The following is a 20,515-nucleotide window of genomic DNA, read 5'->3' on the forward strand; positions in this document are numbered from 1 at the left end:
TCTGAACGGAACGGGATTTTGATTGACGAGTCAATCAAAGAACTGATAGCGGGATCCAGAGTAAAGGAGGCTGTGCGCATGCCAAAGCTTGGTATGGAGCCGATCCGGCGCACGGCGCTGGTCGAAGCGACTATCCACGAGATCGGGGTCCGCGGGTCGCTTGACGTGACCGTCAGCCAAATTGCGCGCCGCGCGGGTATGTCGAGTGCGCTGGCTCATCATTATTTCGGGTCGAAGGAAGCGATTTTCGCCGCCGCCATGCGCCACATTCTGACGCTTTACGGCACCGAGGTGCGAGGCGCCTTGGTCATGGCCAAAACGCCTCGCGACCGGATCGAGGCCATTTTGCGTGCCAGTTTCGCACCACGTCAGTTCCGGCCGGAAATCGTTTCAGCCTGGCTGAATTTCTACGTGCAGGCTCAGACTTCAGCGGACGCTGCGCGCTTGCTGCATGTCTACCAGAAACGATTGCGCTCGAACTTGCGTCATGCGTTGCGGCAGGTCGCGCCGAACGAAACCGCGACTCTCACCCGTGGTCTGGCCGCGATGATTGACGGCCTTTACCTCCGACAGGCGCTGGGTCGCGATGGCATCGCGCCACAGGCCGCTATCGACGTGCTCTTACACTATCTCGATACAGCTCTGGGAAGGGTCCCTGGGACGAAGGACGTAAAACGATGACGCAGCCCAATATTCTGATCCTGATGGTCGACCAGTTGAACGGAACTCTCTTTCCCGATGGTCCCGCCGACTGGCTGCACGCGCCCAACCTCAAGCGGCTCGCCGCGCGTTCGACCCGTTTCGCAAACGCCTATACAGCCTCGCCGCTTTGCGCGCCGGGGCGTGCGAGTTTCATGTCGGGCCTGCTGCCTTCGCGAAGCCGTGTTTACGATAATGCGGCTGAATTCGCCGCCGACATTCCGACCTATGCTCACCATCTTCGTCGCGCGGGATACCAAACTTGCCTTTCGGGAAAGATGCATTTCGTCGGTCCCGATCAGCTTCATGGGTTTGAAGAGCGCCTGACAACCGACATCTATCCGGCCGATTTCGGCTGGACGCCGGATTACCGCAAACCGGGTGAGCGGATCGACTGGTGGTATCACAACATGGGCAGCGTGACCGGCGCAGGAGTGGCCGAGATCACGAACCAGATGGAGTATGACGACGAGGTTGCCTATCACGCACAGCGCAAGCTCTACGATCTTTCGCGCGGTCATGATGCGCGCCCCTGGTGCCTGACCGTCAGCTTCACCCATCCGCATGACCCCTATGTGGCGCGGCGCAGGTTCTGGGATCTTTACGAGGATTGCGCGCATCTGCTGCCCGAGGTGCCGGCGATGGACTATGCCGATCACGACCCGCATGCGCAGCGCATCTTCGACGCGAACGACTGGCGAAGCTTCGATATAACCGAAGATCACATCCGTTGTGCGCGGCGGGCGTATTTCGCGAATATTTCCTATCTTGATGAGAAGATCGGCACGCTTCTGCATACGCTTGAAACATCCCGGCAGGACGCGGTGATCCTGTTCGTGTCGGATCATGGCGATATGCTGGGCGAGCGCGGTTTGTGGTTCAAGATGTGTTTCTACGAAGGCTCGGCGCGTGTGCCTCTGATGATCTCGGCGCCGGGTATGACGCCGGGCCTGATAACAGAGCCTGTATCCACGATCGATGTCTGCCCGACGCTGTGCGACCTTGCAGGTGCCGACATGGAAGAGGTGATGCCATGGGTTGCCGGTGAAAGCCTTGTCGCTCTCGGTCAGGGCGCGCGAAGACAGAGCCCGGTGGCCTTGGAATATGCGGCGGAGGCTTCCCATTCGCCGCTCGTCTGCCTACGCCATGGGCGGTGGAAATATACCAACTGCGCGCTCGATCCCGAGCAGCTTTTCGATTTGGAGACGGATCCGCGGGAATTGAAGAACCGGGCAGGGGATCCTGCGTGCCACGACACGCTCGAGCGGTTCCGTGCGGAGGCGGCGGCACGATGGGACTTAGAGGTTTTCGACGCCGAGGTGCGTGAAAGCCAGGCGCGGCGATGGGTCGTGTACGAGGCCCTGCGGCAGGGCGGGTACTACCCGTGGGATTACCAGCCGCTGCAAAAAGCCTCGGAACGGTACATGCGCAACCACATGGACCTCAACGTTGTCGAAGACAACCAAAGATTTCCGAGGGGAGAATGATGCTCACCATCTTCGGTCGCGCGACCTCATCCAACGTGCAGCTTGTTATGTGGGCGGTGGCCGAACTGGGGCTGGACTGTGAAAGACTGGATTACGGGCACGTCTATGGCGGGCTGGACACCGAAGAACTCGAAGCGCTCAACCCGCACCGCAAAATCCCGGTCTTGCGCGACGGCGATCTGGTGATGTGGGAAAGCTGCGCGATTCTGCGTTATCTGGCGGCGCGCTATGGCGATGGCGGCGCATTTTGGCCCACAGATCCTGTGGCGCGGGCCCATGTGGACATGTGGGCGGAATGGGGCAAGTCCGAACTCGTTCAGGATTTCACGCGTCCGATTTTCTGGGGCATTGTTCGAACCGTCCCCAAGGATCGCGATGCCGAGGCGTTGGCTAGAGATGTGACCCGTTTCGAGCGTCATATGGCCATTCTGGACAAACAGCTCTCCGATCAGGCTTTTATCTGTGGACCGGTTCTGACGGTCGCTGATATCGTCGTCGGCCACGTGCTTTTCCGCTGGTTCACAATCGATGTTGACCGGCGGCCAGCCCCGGCGGTTCAGGCCTACTACGAGCGTCTGGCCGAACGTCCCGCCTATCGAGAGCATGTGATGGTCTCTTATGACGCTCTGCGAGCGGAAGGGGCATGATGGAGGCTGATTACGTCGTTGTCGGCGCGGGCAGTGCGGGCTGCGCCATGGCCTATCGGCTCAGTGAGGCCGGGCATTCGGTGATCGTGGTAGAGCATGGGGGCTCGGATGCAGGCCCGTTCATCCAGATGCCCGGCGCGCTCAGTTTTCCGATGAACATGGCACGCTACGACTGGGGATACCGGACCGAGCCCGAACCTCAACTCAACAACCGCCGCTTGGCCGCGCCGCGCGGGAAAGTGATCGGCGGATCGTCTTCGATCAATGGCATGGTCTACGTGCGCGGCCACGCGCGGGATTTCGATCACTGGCGCGACGAGGGCTGTGATGGCTGGGGTTTCGCCGATGTCCTGCCCTACTTCAAACGGCAGGAAAACTGGGACGACGCCGGCCATGGCGGCGATCCGGACTGGCGTGGAACCGATGGTCCGTTGCATGTCACGCGCGGAACAATGTGGAACCCGCTGACCCGCGCATTTCTCGAAGCCGGGCGGCAGGCGGGCTATCCCGTGACCGCCGACTACAACGGCGAGCAGCAAGAGGGTTTCGCGCCATTCGAGATGACCGTGCACAAAGGGCGGCGCTGGTCCGCGGCCAATGCCTATCTGCGGCCGGCGCTGAAGCGTGACACGTGTAAGCTGCTGCGCGGACTGGTTACACGGGTCGTAATCGAAGACGGACGTGCGGTGGGGGTCGAGACGCTTCGAAAGGGGCGTCGAGAGGTCGTGCGGGCGCGCGCCGAAGTGATCCTGTCGGCGTCGGCGTTCAACACGCCGAAGCTTCTGATGCTGTCGGGGATCGGCCCAGGACACCATTTGGTAGAGCATGGCATCGAGGTTCTTGCGGACCGCGCAGGTGTTGGCGCGAACCTACAGGATCATCTGGAGCTATACATTCAGATGGCGGCAAGCCAGCCGATTAGCTTGTTCCGCTACTGGAACCTGGCGGGCAAGGCCTGGGTCGGCCTGCGTTGGCTTTTGGGTCGCAAGGGCCTTGGCGCCTCGAACCAATTCGAGTCCTGCGCGTTCATTCGTTCGGATGCCGGTATCGAGTATCCTGATATCCAGTTCCACTTTCTGCCCATCGCAGTACGCTACGACGGGCAGGCCGCTGCCGAGGGCCACGGCTTCCAGGCCCATGTCGGGCCGATGCGCGCGGCTTCGCGCGGGGCGGTCACATTACGCTCGCCAGATCCCAAGGCTGCACCGGTGATCCGCTTCAATTACATGAGCGAGACGCGCGACTGGCTTGAATTCCGTCGTGCAATCCGCCTGACGCGTGAGATCTTTGCGCAAGAGGCTTTCCAGCCCTATGTCAGCCACGAGATCCAGCCTGGCGCCGCGGCGCAATCGGATTCCGAGCTCGACGCGTTCATCCGAGAGCACGCCGAAAGCGCCTATCATCCCTGTGGCACCTGCCGAATGGGGAGAGCGGATGACCCAAGGGCCGTTGTCGATCCCGAGGGCCGCGTGATCGGCGTCGACGCCTTGCGTGTCGCGGACAGCTCGGTCTTTCCGCGAATTCCTAACGGCAATCTAAACGCGCCCTCGATCATGGTGGGCGAAAAGATCGCGGACCATGTTCTGGGTCGCCGCCTGCCGCCGGAAAACAGTACGCCCTGGATCCATCCAGATTGGCGAAGCGCGCAAAGATAGGTCTATATTTGATCCCGGTCAAAGTGGCCCGCGAAAACGTGGGGCAGTGTCTCGAGGACAGGCACGCAACAGGAGAACCGCCCCATGTCCCACACGCCCCATGAGCTGCACGAGGAGTTTCCCGAGCATGCGGAGCGCATTCAGGAACTGAAAGGCTCGGACGCGCATTTCGCGCGCATGGCCGACGAATACCATAAGGTTAATCGCGCCGTGCACAGGGCCGAGGCGAATATCGAGCCGGTCGAGACGCTGACCGAATCCGAGATGCGCAAGAAACGCGCCCATCTGAAGGACGAGATATACCGGCTTTTGTCAGCCTGATATTACCCAAAACGACTGCAGCTTGTCCTACGGATAAAACTTCGATCAGCCGACTATGTAGGGAAGAACGCCGCGCGCGTCCGGATCGACCTGCAGCCGGCGTTCCAGCGGAGGCACCGAACGCTGATGGCAATCGGTGCGCTCGCATATCCGGCAAGAGATGCCGATGGGTTCGAACGCGCGCGCGTTCCCGAGATCGAGATCGTCGGCATAAACGAGGCTTTCGGCGTGACGGATCTCACAGCCGAGTGCGATTGCGAAGCGACGCACGGGTGCTCCGAAATGGCCGCCGGACTTCGATATGTCGCGCGCGAGGCTGATATAGCGTACACCGTCGGGGGTTTCGGCAAGCTGGCGCAGGAAGCGCCCGGGCGTTTCGAAAGCACGGTGTACGTTCCAAAGCGCGCAGGCGCCCCCAAAGCGGGCGAATTGAAGCCGCGTCGCCGAGTGCCGTTTGGTGATCGTTCCGGCCTGATCGACGCGCACGAAGAAAAACGGTACGCCCTTTGCGCCTGGGCGTTGAAGAGTCGAGAGGCGATGGCAGACCTGCTCGATTGACGCGCCGAAACGGGTGGCGAGGATTTCCAGATCATGCCGGTGGTGCTGAGCGGCGCGCAGGAAAGCCGTGTAGGGCATTATCGCGGCCCCGGCAAAATAATTGGCTAGCCCTATCTTTGCAATGGCGCGCGCCGCGTCAGACTGGAAACGGGCAAGATCGAGCGTGGCTTCCAAGAGTTTATCCTGCGTGAGCAAAGCCACTTGCAGGAGGAGCTGGAAGTTGCGAGTCTCTGACGCTGCCAATGTCGAAAGGTAGAGGACCTTGGCGTCGCGGTCGTAATGGCGCAGGCGCGGCCCATCACTTCCGACAACGCGGATTCCAAGCGCCTCCAGCCGCGCTTCGGCCAGATCGCGGATATGGCGGGGATCCTGAGCGCCAGCACTGAAATGCTCGGCCGCGCGGTCGACCGCGTCAATGTAGTTGTCGCAGTAGTGGAAAAAGTCGCGAACCTCATCCCAAGGGCTTGTTTGCCGGCTTGCGTCTACACGTCCCAAAGCTTCGTCGAGGCTGGCAAGCCTTTCGTGTGTTTCGCGATAGACGCGATGCAGTTCGAGAAAGGCGCGCGCCAGCGCCGGAGCGTTGGAGGCTGCGAGACGCAGATCGCTGAGCGGCGGCATATCTTCGGCGAAGACAGGATCGGCCAGCGCTTCGCGCATATCGCTGACCATGCGCTCGGCATCGCCAGTCGACAGCTCGGTCACATCAAATCCGAACTCCTGAGCCAGAGCCAGCACCACGGTCGTACTGACCGGGCGGTTATTGTTTTCCATCTGGTTGAGATAGGGCAGGGACACGCCAAGCTTCGATGCAAAATCCTTCTGCGTAAGGCCAAGCCTTTGACGAGTCTCGCGCAGCTTGGAACCCGCGTAGAGTTTTTGCATTCTCATGGACGTCTATTCATTTTGCCAATCTACGACGTCAGCTTTGCAAAGTTTTGCCCGGTGCACAATCGTGCCGCGGTGTCAGGCCAGGTGAAGCCTGCGCTCCCGCCGGATTACCAGCGTGATGGCAACGATGCTCAGGGCGGCGCTTGTGAACATGATCCAGAGCAGCGGAAATGCCCCTGTGCCGGGTTTCAGCAGAGCCCCGGCAAGTGCGGACAACGCCGCGCCGCCGCCGATCATCAGCGCACCGGACAGCCCGCTTGCCGTACCGGCGAGATTCGGGCGCACGGACAAGGCCCCGGCGGTGGCGTTTGGAATCGTCATGCCGTTTCCAAGCCCCATGAGCGTCATGAGGCCGAAAAAGCTGAACGGGGTGCCGAGACCGAGATAAAACAGCGAAAGATTGGTGCCGATGCCCACAGCGTTGATCAGCGTGCCCCAGAGCACCATGCGATTCACGCCCACGCGCACCGAAAACCGTCCAGACGCGAAATTGCCGAGAAAATACCCGATGGCGGGTGCGCCGAAATAAAGGCCTAGTTCGCTTGGGGTCATGCCGAATACCTGGCTGCCCACGAAAGGCGCACCGCCCAGATACGTGAAGAACGCCCCGGACGAGAGTGCCGCGGCCATGGCGTATCCCAAAAAGCGGGGGGACATGAAAAGCTCGGGATAGTTGCGGGCCTGGTCGCGAAAGCTTTGTCCCGAGAGCGGCGCGGTCTCGCCCAGATCTAAAAAGGCGAGTGCCAGTACGACCAATCCCAGCGCGAAAAGCGCCCAGAAGCTTGCCTGCCAGCCGAACGCCTGATCGAGAAGCCCGCCGATGGCCGGGCCGATCATCGGCACGACGGCCATGCCCATGGTAACGTAACCAATCATGCTTGCTGCTTGCGCCTCTGGCACCATGTCACGTACGACGGCCCGGCTGAGCACCATGGCCGCCACGACGGTCGCTTGCATCATGCGAAAGAACAGAAAGATCCAAACGTTGGCCGCCCAAATACATCCCAGCGTGGCGAGGAGAAAGATCACAAGCCCGCCAAGGATGACCGGTCTGCGGCCGAGCCGGTCCGAAATCGGCCCCATGAAAAGCTGTAGCACTGCGTTAACGCCGAGATAAACCGCGACAGACAGTTGAATCAGCCGGTATTCGGTGTCGAAATGCGCCGTCATGCCGGGCAGAGAGGGAAGGAATATATTCATCGCGAGCGCTGCAATCCCGGCCAGCAGAATTAGCGTCAGGATATGCGGCGGACTGTACCGGTCGAGGAAGCGGGGCGGGTTTAGCGTGGGCATGCGGATGCTCTAGGCCCCTGCGCAAGGAAAGTCTATCTGTGGCGCTCGGCGAGTTGGCGCCGGCGAAACCGGGCAGCTAATGGAAGCGATACGGACCGCTTTCACAGATAGTTTGCCGGTTTGCGGATTTGCAATTTGCTCGGCAAGTGATTTCCAAAAATTGCAAATTTGCTCGATTTTTCTTTCGTCCCTTTCCGCGCGTCCCTATGGTCTGCGGAAAGACATAGGGGGACGGTGATGAAAGACATCCTTCAGGAATTGCAATCCCGGCGCGACAAAGCGCGTCTTGGCGGAGGGCAACCGCGGATCGATGCGCAACACGGCAAGGGCAAGCTTACGGCGCGCGAGCGGGTCGAGCTTTTGCTTGATGATGACAGCTTCGAGGAATTCGATACGTTCGTGGCGCACCGATGCAGCGATTTCGGCATGCAGGACAATCGGCCCTACGGTGATGGCGTCGTAACAGGCTGGGGAACCGTCAATGGCCGCCAGGTTTACGTCTTCAGTCAGGATTTCACCGTGCTGGGCGGATCGGTGTCGGCCACTCACGCGGCGAAGATCTGCAAGATCATGGACATGGCCATGCAAAACGGCGCCCCTGTCATCGGCATCAACGATTCAGGCGGCGCGCGAATTCAGGAAGGTGTCGACAGTCTTGCGGGATATGGCGAGGTCTTTCAGCGCAACATTGAGGCGTCGGGCGTCGTGCCGCAGATTAGCGTCATAACGGGCCCCTGCGCCGGTGGCGCTGTTTATTCGCCGGCCATGACGGATTTCATCTTCATGGTGCGTGACAGTTCCTACATGTTTGTCACGGGCCCCGACGTGGTCAAGACGGTGACCAACGAACAGGTCAGCGCGGAGGAGTTAGGCGGCGCGTCGACTCACACCCGCAAAAGTTCGGTCGCTGATGGCGCTTTCGAGAACGACGTCGAGGCCATGGCCGAAGTGCGTCGCCTGATCGATTTCCTGCCGCTCAACAACCGCGAGTCGGTTCCGGTGCGCCCGTTTTTCGATGACCCCGACCGCATGGAACCCAGCCTTGACACTCTGGTGCCCGACAATCCCAACACGCCGTATGACATGAAGGAATTGATCACCAAGATTGCGGATGAGGGTGATTTTTACGAGATTCAGGAAGATTTTGCGAAGAATGCCATCACCGGGTTCATCCGGCTCGAGGGACGTACGGTGGGCGTCGTCGCCAATCAGCCGATGGTGTTGGCGGGGTGCCTTGATATCGACAGCAGCCGCAAGGCCGCGCGCTTCGTGCGTTTCTGCGACTGTTTCGAGATCCCTATCCTGACGCTGGTCGACGTGCCGGGTTTTCTTCCCGGCACGAGCCAGGAGCATAATGGTGTGATCAAGCATGGGGCCAAGCTTCTCTTTGCGTATGGCGAAGCGACCGTTCCGAAAGTCACGGTGATCACGCGCAAAGCTTATGGCGGCGCATATGTTGTGATGTCGTCCAAGCATCTACGCGGCGACATTAACTATGCGTGGCCTACTTCCGAAATCGCGGTCATGGGGGCCAAGGGCGCGACAGAGATCCTTTATCGCTCAGAACTGGGCGACGCCGAGAAGATCGCGGCGCGCACGGCGGAATACGAAGATCGTTTCGCAAATCCCTTTGTAGCAGCAGAGCGCGGTTTCATCGACGAGGTGATTCAGCCACGCGGAACGCGCAAACGTGTCAGTCGCGCCTTCGCGGCGCTGCGCAACAAAAAGCGCAGTCTGCCTTGGAAGAAGCACGACAATATTCCGTTGTGATAGGCTTGGAATGAACCGTCCTTTTTTCACCTCGCGGACGATCCTTTTTGGATCTGTCCTAATGGCAGGTATGGCCGGCGCCGCCGAAGCGGATACCCGGTTTTCGGGTGCGGAAGTCGAGGTGGCGGAGGTTTCACCGATGGCCGCACCTGATCGTGCAAAGGGCGTCAAGAGAGCCTATCTTCGGGTTTATCATTCCGATCTGGTTACCGAGTTGAAAAGTCGCGCGCCAAGCGCCGCTATCTTTCGCACGCTTCCGAGTATCGAGTGCGCGCGCGGTGCGGGACGCATGTCCCAGATGCTATCAGGGCGCTATGGAAGGTCGGCCGCGCAAGGAGGGGTCGCATGACCCGAAAGCGCTGGCACATCTTGCGCGAGGACGGTGAATTGACCCTGACGCGGCAGGTGCCTGCGCGTCTAGACGTTGGGGTCACGACCTTTCTGCCCTTGGTGCGCGCGGTTCCACTGGCACATCAGATCAGACAGGATATCTGGCGGGCGCTTCGCGGACTTCGGGGGTTCTCGCCGATTGTGCACGTCGCGCGCAGGGCGGATGGGCTGAAAGTAACGGCCGGAGGGCGGGTCGATGGACCCTTACCATATTTAGCGATCGAGGCGCGGCTGATCGAAGTTTTGAATGATTCACGTAACCGGGCACGTTGGGTGCGGTGGGCGCGATGACGCGAGTGGCGGCATATTTCCTGGCCCTCTGTCTGGCGCAACCCGCCCAGCCGCAGGACGAGGCAAGGGAGGAGAGTCTCGTCCTGCCTTCGGGGCTTGGCGCGGTTCTGCACGAAATGCTTTGGGACCGTCCGGGTGGAGGACTGGTCTACCGTTTCCGGTTCGTCGCGCCAGAGTTCACTGGCAATGAAGATTTCGATGCGCTCTCGGCTGACTTGGAGCATCTGTGCAACAACTACGCGCTTCCACGGCTTTCCAATACCGGTCCAAAACCTGCACGCATCATCGTGTCACTTGCCGACAAGCCGTCCCCGTTCGGGCAGTTCGATCCCGCAGTTATCCAGATCTTCGAGTCCTATTCGGTCGAGGATGGCGCCTGCATTTGGGAGATGTTCTGATGTTTCCACAATATCTTGCGAAACGAAGCTTATCCCACGCTCTGGTTGCGGCAATAGGGACACATACGCGGCGCTTTGCCGATCACGGATACCAATTCCGTTCATATTCCGATAAGGTGCTGGACGGTTGCACCCAAGTAACCCATACCTCGGAAGTGGGGCAGGTGGGGCGTTTTGCGCGTCGTTTGCCCGTATACAGAGACAGGAGACAAATATGTCGAACAGCTTCAAAAGCCTTCTGGCCCTCGGCCTCGTTGCCTTCGTTGCAGCATGCGGCGGCCAGCAGGAAGAAGAATTTGTTGTGGTCGAGCCAGAGCCGATCAGCCAAGAGCCGGTTTACACCGGTAAGTACAAGTAAGGTCTTTGACCTTTTTACAGGGCGGGCCCTAGGGCCCGTCCTGAACGACACCGCTGCAGGCCCTGTTGATCCGGAGGGCCGATCATGCTGAAGCACCGCGGTTTCCCAGGGCGTCTGCCGGGTACGGATTACCAATTCACAATTCGTCGTGCGAATCCGAAAGGGGTAACGCCCCTTCAGAGACGTGAACGCCATCGCGACCGGCGTCCGGCCGACAAGCGCGCCGATACGGCCTTTGTCCGTGCCCTTTGGGAGCAATTCGGCGATCAGCCATTTGAACGTGGAAATCTTGATGCAGGCCGTATCAGCTGGCTTCTCGGGCGCGAGTTGCTTCCCGCCGAAGACCCATTCGATCCTGTAAGTTATGAGGCCTTGCTCGTTCTCGACGTTCAGGCCGCGCGCGCGGCCTTTCCCGAGGCCTTCGACGAGGAGGCACGGTAATGACCGGCATCTGGGTCTCAGACCGGACATGCGCACCGGAAACTGGCGTGATCATGCCTATAGGTTGTGTAAATGCGCGGGATATGGCCGATCACGACGCTGGCGCGAGGTCGCGCTTTGCACGCAGGAGATTCGCGGGCAGTGTCGGATTCGTAGTGGCGGCCTTTCCCCAAATGGCCGAGACACGTTGTCTACACCGTTACCCTTCCCCTGATAGGCGGCTCTGCGCATTGTTGCGCAGGCCGCCACTTTTTTTCTGCGAATCAGATGCTTATCTGAACCGGCAGAGTCCCGCCTGTTCCGTAGGTCCACGGCATTCGGGCTTTGACGCCAAGGCAAGCCTGGCTTTGACTGCGCGATATCGCGACGAAGTCACAAAAGGGCATTCATCATGCAACTCAAATCTTGCCTCGCTATCGCAGCGTCCGTGGCCACACTTTCAGGTTGTGGGGATACCTTGCCAGAGCAGGCGCTTATCGGCGCCGGTGCAGGTGCGGGAGCGGCGGCGGTCGTCGATGGATCGCTCGCAACGGGCGCGCTTGTGGGTGCGGCCGGTAACGTGGCCTATTGCCAGTCCAACCCGGGCAGATGTTAACCCACTAAAGAATTCGGGCGCTACTCGGCGTTCCCGCCAACCATCATTGCAAGCCATCGGGGTACAGCAAGGTACCCCGGTGGCTTTTTTGCGTGACGCACCGGCCGAACCGCACCGTGTCAGCCGAAAAGACAAGAAAGGGACGTAAGATGTTCAAGAAGATCCTGGTCGCTAACCGTGGTGAGATCGCCTGCCGCGTGATCAAGACGGCTCGCAAAATGGGAATCACGACCGTTGCGATCTATTCGGACGCAGACAGCAATGCGCTTCACGTCAAGATGGCTGATGAGGCGGTGCATATCGGTCCTCCGCCAGCGTCGGAATCCTACATCGTCATCGACAAGGTCATGGATGCGATCCGCAAGACCGGCGCCGAAGCTGTGCATCCGGGCTACGGGTTCTTGTCGGAGAACCCGAAATTTGCCGAAGCACTGGAGGCCGAGGGCGTGGCCTTTGTCGGCCCGCCCAAGGGCGCGATCGAGGCGATGGGTGACAAGATCACCTCCAAGAAGATCGCTGCCGAGGCGGGGGTCAGCACGGTACCCGGCCATATGGGACTTATCGAGACAGCCGAGGATGCGATCCGTATTTCCGGTGAGATCGGTTACCCCGTCATGCTCAAGGCCTCTGCCGGCGGCGGCGGCAAGGGTATGCGCATCGCGTGGACCGAAAACGAGGTCGCAGAAGGGTTCCAGGCGTCTAAGAACGAGGCGGCAAGTTCGTTTGGTGACGATCGCATGTTCATCGAAAAGTTCGTCACGCAGCCGCGCCATATCGAAATCCAGGTTCTGTGCGATGCGCACGGAAATGGAATTTACCTTGGTGAGCGGGAATGTTCGATCCAGCGCCGGAACCAGAAGGTGATCGAGGAGGCGCCGAGCCCGTTTCTGGACGAGGAAACGCGTAAGGCGATGGGCGAGCAATCCGTCGCCTTGGCCAAGGCTGTAGGATACACAAGCGCCGGCACCGTAGAATTCATCGTCGACGGTGAGAGGAACTTCTACTTCCTGGAAATGAACACCCGGCTCCAGGTGGAGCATCCCGTGACGGAATTGATCACCGGCGTCGACCTCGTCGAGCAGATGATCCGTGTTGCGGCAGGCGAAAAGCTGTCGATCAGCCAAGATGACGTAACACTTGGCGGATGGGCGATGGAAAGCAGGCTTTACGCCGAAGATCCCTATCGCAATTTTCTGCCCTCAATCGGTCGTTTGACGCGCTATCGCCCGCCTGAGGAAGTGGCCGCCGGGCCTCTTGCGGAGAGCGGCAAGTGGCAGGGTGACGCGCCGCGCGGGGAAACCGCGGTACGCAACGACACTGGCGTCTTCGAAGGTGGCGAGATCTCGATGTACTACGACCCGATGATCGCCAAGCTGTGCAGCTGGGGCCGGACGCGAACCGAGGCTATCGAAGGCATGCGCATTGCGCTCGACTCGTTTGAGCTCGAAGGGATCGGGCATAACCTACCGTTTCTGAGCGCGGTCATGGATCATCCGAAATTCGTGTCCGGCGACATCACCACGGCCTTCATAGCCGAGGAATACCCCGATGGCTTCGGGGGTGTGACCCTGAGCGAGGATGCTTTGCGACAGATCGCGGCAAGTTGCGCTGCGATGCACCGTGTTGCCGAAATTCGGCGCACGCGCGTGTCTGGCCGGATGGACAACCATGAACGACATGTCGGCGAAGATTGGGTCGTAAGCTTGCAAGGCCAAAGCTTTGCCGTCCGCATCGCCGCCGACAAGGGCGGCTCTACCGTGACGTTCGACGACGGTGTCAGCCACCGCGTGGCCAGCGACTGGACGCCGGGTGACCAATTGGCCCTTATCGATCTTGATGGCCAATCGCTTGTGCTCAAGGTTGGCAAGATCTCTGGCGGCTTCCGTATCCGCAATCGTGGCGCCGAACTCAAGGTTCACGTTCGCACGCCGCGCCAGGCTGAACTGGCGCTCTTAATGCCCGAGAAACTCCCGCCTGATACGTCAAGGATGTTGCTGTGCCCAATGCCCGGTCTCGTCGTCAAGATGAACGTGGAAGAGGGCGACGAGGTGCAGGAAGGGCAAGCGCTATGCACGATCGAAGCCATGAAGATGGAAAACATACTCCGGGCGGAGCGCAAGTCGGTGGTCGCGAAGATCAACGCTGGGCCAGGCGACAGCCTGTCGGTGGACGACGTGATCATGGAATTCGAGTAGGGCGCATGCTGGCCGCGTGCCATCTTCCCACGGTCACCTGTGCCGCGTTATTCGCCGTGGCGGGGTGCAGCCGTGACAGCGAGGCGGAGATGCGCGCCCGCTTGGCACCGTGGTTCGCCTTGGGTGAAACGCTTGCGTTTCAGGCCAACGGCGGCTGCGCGGCCGAGGCTTTCCGGTTGATTCATGATGGTATCGGATCGGGGCTTTCGGTTCAAAGCAGCGTCTCGGCTTGGATGCGCGACGTGGCGCGTCGTGGCGTTGGGGCGCTCGATGTGCCCAAAATGACGCCGGACGCCGCGATGGTCGCCTCTGCGAATGCGGCGCGTGCGACCGGCACGGCGATGCGTCGCACCTCTTTGGAGGCGCGGGATTGCATGCATGACCGGATCGGAACGGAGTTTCTGCGTTTGCTCACGGCAGAAGGGATCGTCATAGGGTTCGACGCGAACGAAGCTGCGGTGATGCTGATGGATCGTCGAAATGCCGTTTTGGTGGTTGCGATGGGGGCCAGACCGTGAGCCGGCGCAATCAGCTTGGGCCGCGCCGGTCGCGGATCTCTTGCTGGCGCATCGGCAGCTTGTCGATGGCGCGGGTGATCTCGCGCACAGACCATGGCAAAGGCTTGCGCAGGTATATCTGGCCATCCTTGCCGATAAGAGCGATCATGAATCCGCGAGGGCGCAATTTCTTGCGTAACGGGCCTGCCTTGTCTGGCGATGTGTCTGTCAGAACGACGACATCACGCTCGGCCAGGTCGTCCAGACGTTCTGCCAGGAAATCGATTTGTTGGACATATCGCGGATCTGCAGGGCTTTCAGCGAAGACGACAAGCGGTCTTTTTATCCACAAAAATTCACTCAAATCCGTTGCTTCACCAGGAATGATGATCTGCGGTTCGGAAAATCCGTCTTGCTCCGTACCGCTCTGCGCGCTGGCTGTGACTCCGGCAAGCATCAGAAAACAAATGAAAAACGCTCGTGTCATACGACCTCCTGTCGGGGCATATATAGGGCTGGTTTCGAGGATTTCGAAGCGTGTTCCGCCTTCGGGACACAAAATTTTTAACGTTAATGGCTCGGTGAGACACCGGCTGCCAAATTGGGACAAAGCAAAAGAGATATTCCGTCTGCACGGGCGGCTCGAGGAAAGGCAGCAGTTCCCATGGAAGTGATCTTGCACATCGGTGCGCATCGGATGGCCAGTACGACTTTCCAGCACTACATGAGCGAAAACCGCGCCGCGTTGCGCGCAGCCGGTATCGGCGTTCTGGGCCCGAAAGAGACGCGCGGGGGCCTCTTGACCGGGGTTCTTCCCGTGGACAGCCCGCGATCGCCCGAGGCGCAGTTACGTCGAGCGCGGGCGCGTGTCGCGATAAACCTGTCAAAGCTCGAGGGCAGCGGTGTGCGCCATCTCGTTATCAGCGATGAAAACGTGATCGGCGCGGCGCGCCGAAACCTGCGCCAAGGGTCGATCTACCCCGATATCGGTCAGCGGATGGCGCGCTTTGCCACTGTGTTTGAGGGCCGCGTAAGCCGGATTAGCCTATCGGTGCGAAGCCAGGACGCGTATCTTTCTTCCTGCTTTGCCTTCGCGGTGGCGCGGGGTCACCGTCTGCCCAAAACGTCAACGCTTGATAATCTGGTTGCCAATCCTCGCGGTTGGCGGGACGTAATCACCGACCTCGCTTGCGCCTTTCCAGACGTGGAGATCCAGGTGATGCCGCACGAGATTTTCGCGGGTCTGCCTGAGTGCCGCCTTCAGGCAATGACCGGCCAGACCTGCCTGCCAAAACGCTATGCAAGAGAATGGATGAACCGCGGTCCCAGCCTTGCACAGCTTCGCCACATCCTTCGAAATCGCGGAGGCGATCCGGACCGTCTGCCCGCCGGTGAAGGCCGCTGGCAGCCCTTTAGTCAAGCTCAGATGATGGTTCTGCGCGAGGCCTATGCCGACGATCTGTTCTGGCTTCGTGCAGGCGCGGACGGGCTTGCGACACTGATCGAGGAAACCGGGATGGCGCAGACGGGGAAAAACCCCGCGGCCCTCCAAACGCAAAGAGGACAAGACCATGGGATCGAAGACCGACGAATGGCGTAAGATCGCCGAAAGCGAATTGCGGGGGCGCCCGCTCGACGATCTTACCTGGAACACGCTGGAAGGCATTCCGGTCAAACCGCTTTACACCGATGAGGATCTCGAAGAGGTCAATCATCTCGGCTCCATCCCAGGGCAAGCACCGTTCACGCGTGGCGTTAAGGCGACCATGTATGCCGGCCGTCCCTGGACGATCCGGCAATATGCAGGCTTTTCGACTGCCGAAGAGTCCAACGCCTTCTACCGCCGCAACCTGGCCGCCGGACAGCAGGGGGTTTCCGTGGCCTTCGATCTGGCGACCCACCGGGGATACGACAGCGATCACCCGCGCGTCGTAGGCGATGTCGGCAAGGCGGGTGTGGCTATCGACAGTGTCGAGGACATGAAGATCCTCTTCGACGGTATCCCGCTTGATCAGGTCAGCGTCAGCATGACGATGAACGGTGCGGTAATCCCCGTGCTGGCGAGCTTCATCGTCGCGGGAGAAGAGCAGGGTGTCGACCGTGCGCAGCTGTCGGGCACGATCCAGAACGACATCCTCAAGGAATTCATGGTGCGCAACACATATATCTATCCGCCGCAGCCCTCGATGCGGATTGTGAGCGATATCATCGAATACACCGCCAACGAGATGCCGCGCTTCAACTCGATTTCGATTTCGGGCTACCACATGCAGGAGGCCGGCGCGAACCTTGTGCAGGAGTTGGCATATACGCTGGCGGACGGACGCGAATATGTGAAGGCCGCGATCGAGGCAGGCATGGACGTGGACCGCTTTGCCGGGCGGCTGTCTTTCTTCTTCGCAATCGGCATGAATTTCTTCATGGAGGCCGCCAAGTTGCGCGCGGCGCGTCTTCTGTGGCACCGCATCATGACGGAATTCGGTGCAAAGAACGATCGTTCAAAAATGCTGCGTACTCACTGTCAGACCAGCGGAGTCAGCTTGCAGGAACAAGACCCCTACAACAACGTCATCCGCACCGCCTACGAGGCAATGAGCGCGGTTCTGGGCGGCACGCAGTCCCTGCATACCAACGCACTGGACGAGGCGATGGCACTGCCCACCGATTTCAGCGCGCGCATCGCGCGCAACACGCAACTCATCCTGCAAGAGGAGACCGGTGTGACCAACGTGGTCGACCCGCTTGCGGGCTCCTATTACGTCGAGAAGCTGACTCACAACCTGGCCGAGAAGGCTTGGGAGCTTATGGAAGAGGTCGAGGAGATGGGCGGCATGACCAAGGCCGTGGCGAGCGGCATGCCCAAGCTTCGGATCGAGGAAAGCGCGGCCACACGGCAGGCGATGATCGATCGGGGCGACGAGGTGATCGTCGGCGTCAACAAGTACCGCCGCGACAAGGAAGACCCGATCGACCTTCTGGATATCGATAATTCCGCCGTAAGGGAAAGCCAGGTCGCGCGGCTGGAGAGGATCCGCGCCAGCCGCGACGAGACCGCCTGCCAGGCGACCTTGGACGAGCTTACCCGGCGCGCAAAAGAAGGAGGAAACCTGCTCGAAGCCGCGGTCGAAGCTGCACGCGCTCGGGCTTCTGTGGGAGAAATCAGCATGGCACTTGAAAAGGAATTTGGCCGCCACCGCGCCGAAGTGAAGACGCTGGCGGGGGTCTATGGCGCCGCCTACGAGGGCGACGAAGGTTTTGCCGCAATCCAAAAATCGGTCGAAGCTTTCGCCGAGGATGAGGGCCGCCGACCGCGGATGCTTGTCGTCAAGATGGGCCAGGATGGCCACGATCGTGGCGCCAAGGTGATCGCCACCGCTTTTGCCGATATAGGCTTTGACGTGGATGTGGGACCGCTTTTTCAAACACCGGACGAGGCCGCGCAGGACGCCATCGACAATGATGTTCATGTGGTGGGAATTTCCAGCCAGGCGGCGGGTCACAAGACGCTTGCACCACAGTTGATCGAAGCACTGAAGGCGAAGGATGCGGGCGATATCATTGTCATCTGCGGCGGTGTCATTCCGCAGCAGGACTACGACTTCCTCAAGAAGGCGGGGGTAAAGGCAATCTTCGGGCCGGGCACGAATATCCCTGAAGCTGCCCAGGATATTCTCCGCCTGATCCGTGAGGCGCGGGCGTAACGGAAGTGCGGGGCATGAGCACGCGCGGAAAGATCGGGATTGGCACAGCGCTGGGGCTAGTCTGGGCTATGGGCGTCTTGTCGGTCGGAGGTGCAGTCGTAACACTGCCGGTTTTTACCCTGATGCCCACGATAATGACTGCGTTCCTGGCGCCCGGATTGGTGATGCTGGCGATGGTGGGGCGGATTGCACAGCGGCGGTTCTTTGACGAGACGCTGATTGACGGTGGACCTGCCACCGGTGCTGCCGAAACTGACGGCAGAGTGCTGCAGAACACCGTCGAGCAACTTGTTCTGGCGCTCGCAATCTGGCCCGCAGCAGCGGTGCTCCTGGCCGGCAAAGGCCCGGGGCTCATTATGACGCTCGGGGTGGCCTTCGTGATCGCGCGCCTTGTTTTCTGGATCGGCTATCATCGGTCGCCACTGCTGCGTGCCTTTGGTTTTGCCGCAACGTTCTGCCCGACCGCACTTGTGGCGATCTGGGCGATCTGGAATGCAGCAACCGGATTTCAATAATGGCACTGCTCTTGCTCGATCATATCGCCGTAGCCGCCGATACTCTCGAAGAGGGACGCGCCCATGTCGAAGACGCGCTTGGCGTTACCTTGCAGGACGGTGGGCAGCATCCGCGCTTCGGCACGCATAATCTACTTCTGGGGTTGGACGATGGGATTTACCTTGAAGTGATCGCCAAGGACCCCTCCGGCCCTCCGCCTTCCGGCCCTCGCTGGTTCGATCTCGACCGGTTTTCCGGCGAGCCGCGACTGACCAATTGGATCTGTCGCGTCTCGGATCTCGACGCGGCGCTTGCACAGCTGCCCGAGGCCGGCCGGCCAGTGGACTTACAGCGGGGTGACCTTCGCTGGCGCATGGCGGTGCCAGAAGACGGAATCCTGCCTTTCGATAATCGCTTCCCGGCATTGATCTCTTGGACCGGCCCGGATCATCCGGCCAATCGCTTGAAGGCTTCCGGCTGCCGGTTACGCCGTCTTGTCGTCAGCCACCCCGACGCAGAGGTTCTTTCTGACCGGCTTCTACCGGCGATGGACGCACCGACCGTTGCCTTCGAGCCAGGCGAAACAGCCGGCCTGCGCGCGGAAATCGAAACGCCCGCTGGTCTGCGCGAGCTGAGATGACGGTCCGCGACGCGCGCCCTGCGGACGCCACCGACGTTGCCCGCATCGCAAACCACTACATCCGCAACACCTCCGTCACCTTCACCACATGTGAGAAAAGCAGGGACATCGCCCGGGACGAAATCGTGACCCGCCGGACCGAGGGAGGGGCTTTTCTGGTTGCAGAAACCGGCGGCCGGGTCACGGGCTTCGCGACCTATTTTCCGTTTCGCGCCGGCCCCGGCTACTCGTGGACGCGGGAGTTGACCATCCTGCTTGAACCTGGGGCAGAGGGTCGTGGCCTTGGCCGCGACCTGATCACGGCGCTTGCGGCGAAGGCCACTGCGGTAGGGGTTCATTCGCTGATTGCCGGGATCAGCGCCGAAAATCCCAGAGCCATCGATTTTCATGCCGCGATGGGTTTTTCCGAGGTTGGACGCATCCCAGAGGCAGGGCGCAAGTTCAATCGCTGGATCGACCTTGTGCTGATGCAGAAATTTCTGTCAGAGGTCTCGCCCACCAGTTAGGTTGACGCCATGTCGATCTGGACCCGCATTTCCGACGCGCTTTCGGCGCTCTCCAAGGGAGAGCCTCTGACCCGTGTTTTTGACGCATTGCGCACTCCGCCCGAGCGCAGCGTCGCGTTCACAATCGCCGTGATCGCGCTTGGCGCCAAGATGGCCAAGGCCGATGGGCTGGTCACGCGTGACGAGGTCACGGCCTTTCGCGAGGTCTTCCAGATCGCTCAGGGAGACGAGGCCGGAGCTGCACGCGTCTTCAACCTTGCGCGACAGGATGTGGCCGGCTTCGACGATTATGCGCGACGCATCAAAACGATGTTTCGAGGAGAACGCGGCACGCTTACCGACCTGATGGAGGGGCTCTTTCATATCGCGGTTGCGGATGGCGTCTATCATCCGAACGAGGACCAGTTTCTTTGGGAGGTGGCCGAGATCTTCGACATGCCCGAGCGTGAATTCCTGACGCTGCGCAGCCGGTTTGTGCCAGACGCGGATCCCGATCCCTATGCCGTGCTTGGTGTGTCACCGGAAATGAGTCTCGAGGAGATCCGCAAGGTCTGGAGGTCTCGTGTGCGCGAGATGCATCCCGACAAGATGATTGCCCGTGGCGTGCCGGCAGAAGCGATCAAACTTGCGGAAAAAAGGCTGACCGACATCAACGACGCGTGGGAGAAGATCAGCAAGAAAGGCTGAGAG

At 60.4% G+C, this 20,515-nt stretch carries 21 protein-coding genes; 18 read left to right on the plus strand and 3 right to left on the minus strand.

Going from position 1 to position 20,515, the window contains the following annotated elements; all coding sequences use genetic code 11:
• Positions 1–78 precede the first annotated feature (78 nt).
• The 5 genes from betI to EZV60_RS02665 all read left to right on the plus strand — a co-directional run bounded on the left by betI (position 79) and on the right by EZV60_RS02665 (position 4,809).
• On the plus strand, positions 79–681 hold the full coding sequence (gene betI, locus EZV60_RS02645) for a choline-binding transcriptional repressor BetI (RefSeq protein WP_135501847.1): 603 nt from the start codon (positions 79–81) through the stop codon (positions 679–681).
• Entirely contained in the window at positions 678–2,186 is a 1,509-nt protein-coding gene (gene betC / locus EZV60_RS02650; RefSeq protein ID WP_135501849.1) for a choline-sulfatase, read from the plus strand. Before betI ends, betC begins: the two co-directional genes overlap by 4 nt.
• Positions 2,183–2,833 carry a glutathione S-transferase family protein gene (locus tag EZV60_RS02655; RefSeq protein WP_245306176.1) on the plus strand — a complete coding sequence of 217 codons (651 nt, stop codon included), beginning with the start codon at positions 2,183–2,185 and terminating at the stop codon, positions 2,831–2,833. Before betC ends, EZV60_RS02655 begins: the two co-directional genes overlap by 4 nt.
• The gene (gene betA, locus EZV60_RS02660; protein ID WP_135502196.1) at positions 2,833–4,488 is read left to right on the plus strand and encodes a choline dehydrogenase; all 1,656 of its coding nucleotides are present in this window, start codon (positions 2,833–2,835) and stop codon (positions 4,486–4,488) included. Before EZV60_RS02655 ends, betA begins: the two co-directional genes overlap by 1 nt.
• Before the next feature lie 84 nt (positions 4,489–4,572).
• The gene (locus EZV60_RS02665) at positions 4,573–4,809 is read left to right on the plus strand and encodes an HP1242/YdcH family protein (RefSeq protein WP_135501851.1); all 237 of its coding nucleotides are present in this window, start codon (positions 4,573–4,575) and stop codon (positions 4,807–4,809) included.
• A gap of 45 nt (positions 4,810–4,854) precedes the next feature.
• Here EZV60_RS02665 and EZV60_RS02670 read toward each other — a convergent pair whose 3' ends face one another.
• Both EZV60_RS02670 and EZV60_RS02675 read right to left on the minus strand, forming a co-directional pair.
• Positions 4,855–6,255 (minus strand): helix-turn-helix domain-containing protein, encoded by a 1,401-nt coding sequence (locus EZV60_RS02670; protein WP_135501853.1) that lies wholly within the window; start codon positions 6,253–6,255, stop codon positions 4,855–4,857.
• Positions 6,256–6,330: 75 nt separating this feature from the next.
• Positions 6,331–7,548: a multidrug effflux MFS transporter gene (locus EZV60_RS02675; RefSeq protein WP_135501855.1), complete on the minus strand. Its 1,218-nt coding sequence runs from the start codon at positions 7,546–7,548 to the stop codon at positions 6,331–6,333.
• 237 nt (positions 7,549–7,785) lie between these two features.
• Between EZV60_RS02675 and EZV60_RS02680 the strand changes: the two genes are divergently transcribed.
• The 7 genes from EZV60_RS02680 to EZV60_RS02710 all read left to right on the plus strand — a co-directional run bounded on the left by EZV60_RS02680 (position 7,786) and on the right by EZV60_RS02710 (position 14,504).
• A complete protein-coding gene (locus EZV60_RS02680; RefSeq protein WP_135501857.1) occupies positions 7,786–9,318 on the plus strand; it encodes an acyl-CoA carboxylase subunit beta in 1,533 nt (510 codons plus the stop codon).
• Between the two features lie 677 nt (positions 9,319–9,995).
• Positions 9,996–10,397, plus strand: a complete 402-nt coding sequence (locus EZV60_RS02690; protein ID WP_245306177.1) for a DUF6497 family protein — start codon at positions 9,996–9,998, stop codon at positions 10,395–10,397.
• Positions 10,398–10,611: 214 nt separating this feature from the next.
• Positions 10,612–10,755, plus strand: coding sequence for a hypothetical protein (locus EZV60_RS19005; protein ID WP_167853445.1), 144 nt, complete (start codon positions 10,612–10,614; stop codon positions 10,753–10,755).
• Between the two features lie 84 nt (positions 10,756–10,839).
• Positions 10,840–11,196, plus strand: a complete 357-nt coding sequence (locus tag EZV60_RS02695; RefSeq protein ID WP_135501861.1) for a hypothetical protein — start codon at positions 10,840–10,842, stop codon at positions 11,194–11,196.
• Positions 11,197–11,587: 391 nt separating this feature from the next.
• Positions 11,588–11,791 carry a hypothetical protein gene (locus tag EZV60_RS02700; protein WP_135501863.1) on the plus strand — a complete coding sequence of 68 codons (204 nt, stop codon included), beginning with the start codon at positions 11,588–11,590 and terminating at the stop codon, positions 11,789–11,791.
• Between the two features lie 149 nt (positions 11,792–11,940).
• On the plus strand, positions 11,941–13,986 hold the full coding sequence (locus tag EZV60_RS02705; protein ID WP_135501865.1) for an acetyl-CoA carboxylase biotin carboxylase subunit: 2,046 nt from the start codon (positions 11,941–11,943) through the stop codon (positions 13,984–13,986).
• A gap of 5 nt (positions 13,987–13,991) precedes the next feature.
• The gene (locus EZV60_RS02710) at positions 13,992–14,504 is read left to right on the plus strand and encodes a hypothetical protein (RefSeq protein ID WP_135501867.1); all 513 of its coding nucleotides are present in this window, start codon (positions 13,992–13,994) and stop codon (positions 14,502–14,504) included.
• A gap of 10 nt (positions 14,505–14,514) precedes the next feature.
• Here the strand turns inward: EZV60_RS02710 and EZV60_RS02715 are convergent, their stop codons facing one another.
• Positions 14,515–15,093, minus strand: a complete 579-nt coding sequence (locus tag EZV60_RS02715) for a DUF4174 domain-containing protein (RefSeq protein WP_342588761.1) — start codon at positions 15,091–15,093, stop codon at positions 14,515–14,517.
• A 54-nt stretch (positions 15,094–15,147) separates the two neighbouring features.
• On the opposite strand from EZV60_RS02715, the gene EZV60_RS02720 reads away from it, so the two are divergent.
• From EZV60_RS02720 to EZV60_RS02745, 6 genes are read left to right on the plus strand one after another with little or no spacing between them, the layout of a single operon-like run.
• Entirely contained in the window at positions 15,148–16,083 is a 936-nt protein-coding gene (locus EZV60_RS02720) for a hypothetical protein (protein WP_135501869.1), read from the plus strand.
• Positions 16,055–18,184 (plus strand): methylmalonyl-CoA mutase, encoded by a 2,130-nt coding sequence (gene scpA, locus EZV60_RS02725; RefSeq protein ID WP_135501871.1) that lies wholly within the window; start codon positions 16,055–16,057, stop codon positions 18,182–18,184. Before EZV60_RS02720 ends, scpA begins: the two co-directional genes overlap by 29 nt.
• Before the next feature lie 14 nt (positions 18,185–18,198).
• Positions 18,199–18,699, plus strand: a complete 501-nt coding sequence (locus tag EZV60_RS02730; protein WP_135501873.1) for an MAPEG family protein — start codon at positions 18,199–18,201, stop codon at positions 18,697–18,699.
• Complete coding sequence (locus EZV60_RS02735) at positions 18,699–19,319, plus strand: VOC family protein (protein WP_135501875.1); 621 nt, start codon at positions 18,699–18,701, stop codon at positions 19,317–19,319. The genes EZV60_RS02730 and EZV60_RS02735 overlap by 1 nt, the downstream gene beginning before the upstream one ends.
• The gene (locus EZV60_RS02740; protein WP_135501877.1) at positions 19,316–19,825 is read left to right on the plus strand and encodes a GNAT family N-acetyltransferase; all 510 of its coding nucleotides are present in this window, start codon (positions 19,316–19,318) and stop codon (positions 19,823–19,825) included. The genes EZV60_RS02735 and EZV60_RS02740 overlap by 4 nt, the downstream gene beginning before the upstream one ends.
• Before the next feature lie 9 nt (positions 19,826–19,834).
• Positions 19,835–20,512 (plus strand): molecular chaperone DjiA, encoded by a 678-nt coding sequence (locus EZV60_RS02745; protein WP_135501879.1) that lies wholly within the window; start codon positions 19,835–19,837, stop codon positions 20,510–20,512.
• The last annotated feature ends 3 nt before the right edge of the window (positions 20,513–20,515 follow it).

This window comes from Roseovarius aestuariivivens, assembly GCF_004761875.1.
Taxonomy (GTDB): domain Bacteria; phylum Pseudomonadota; class Alphaproteobacteria; order Rhodobacterales; family Rhodobacteraceae; genus Roseovarius; species Roseovarius aestuariivivens.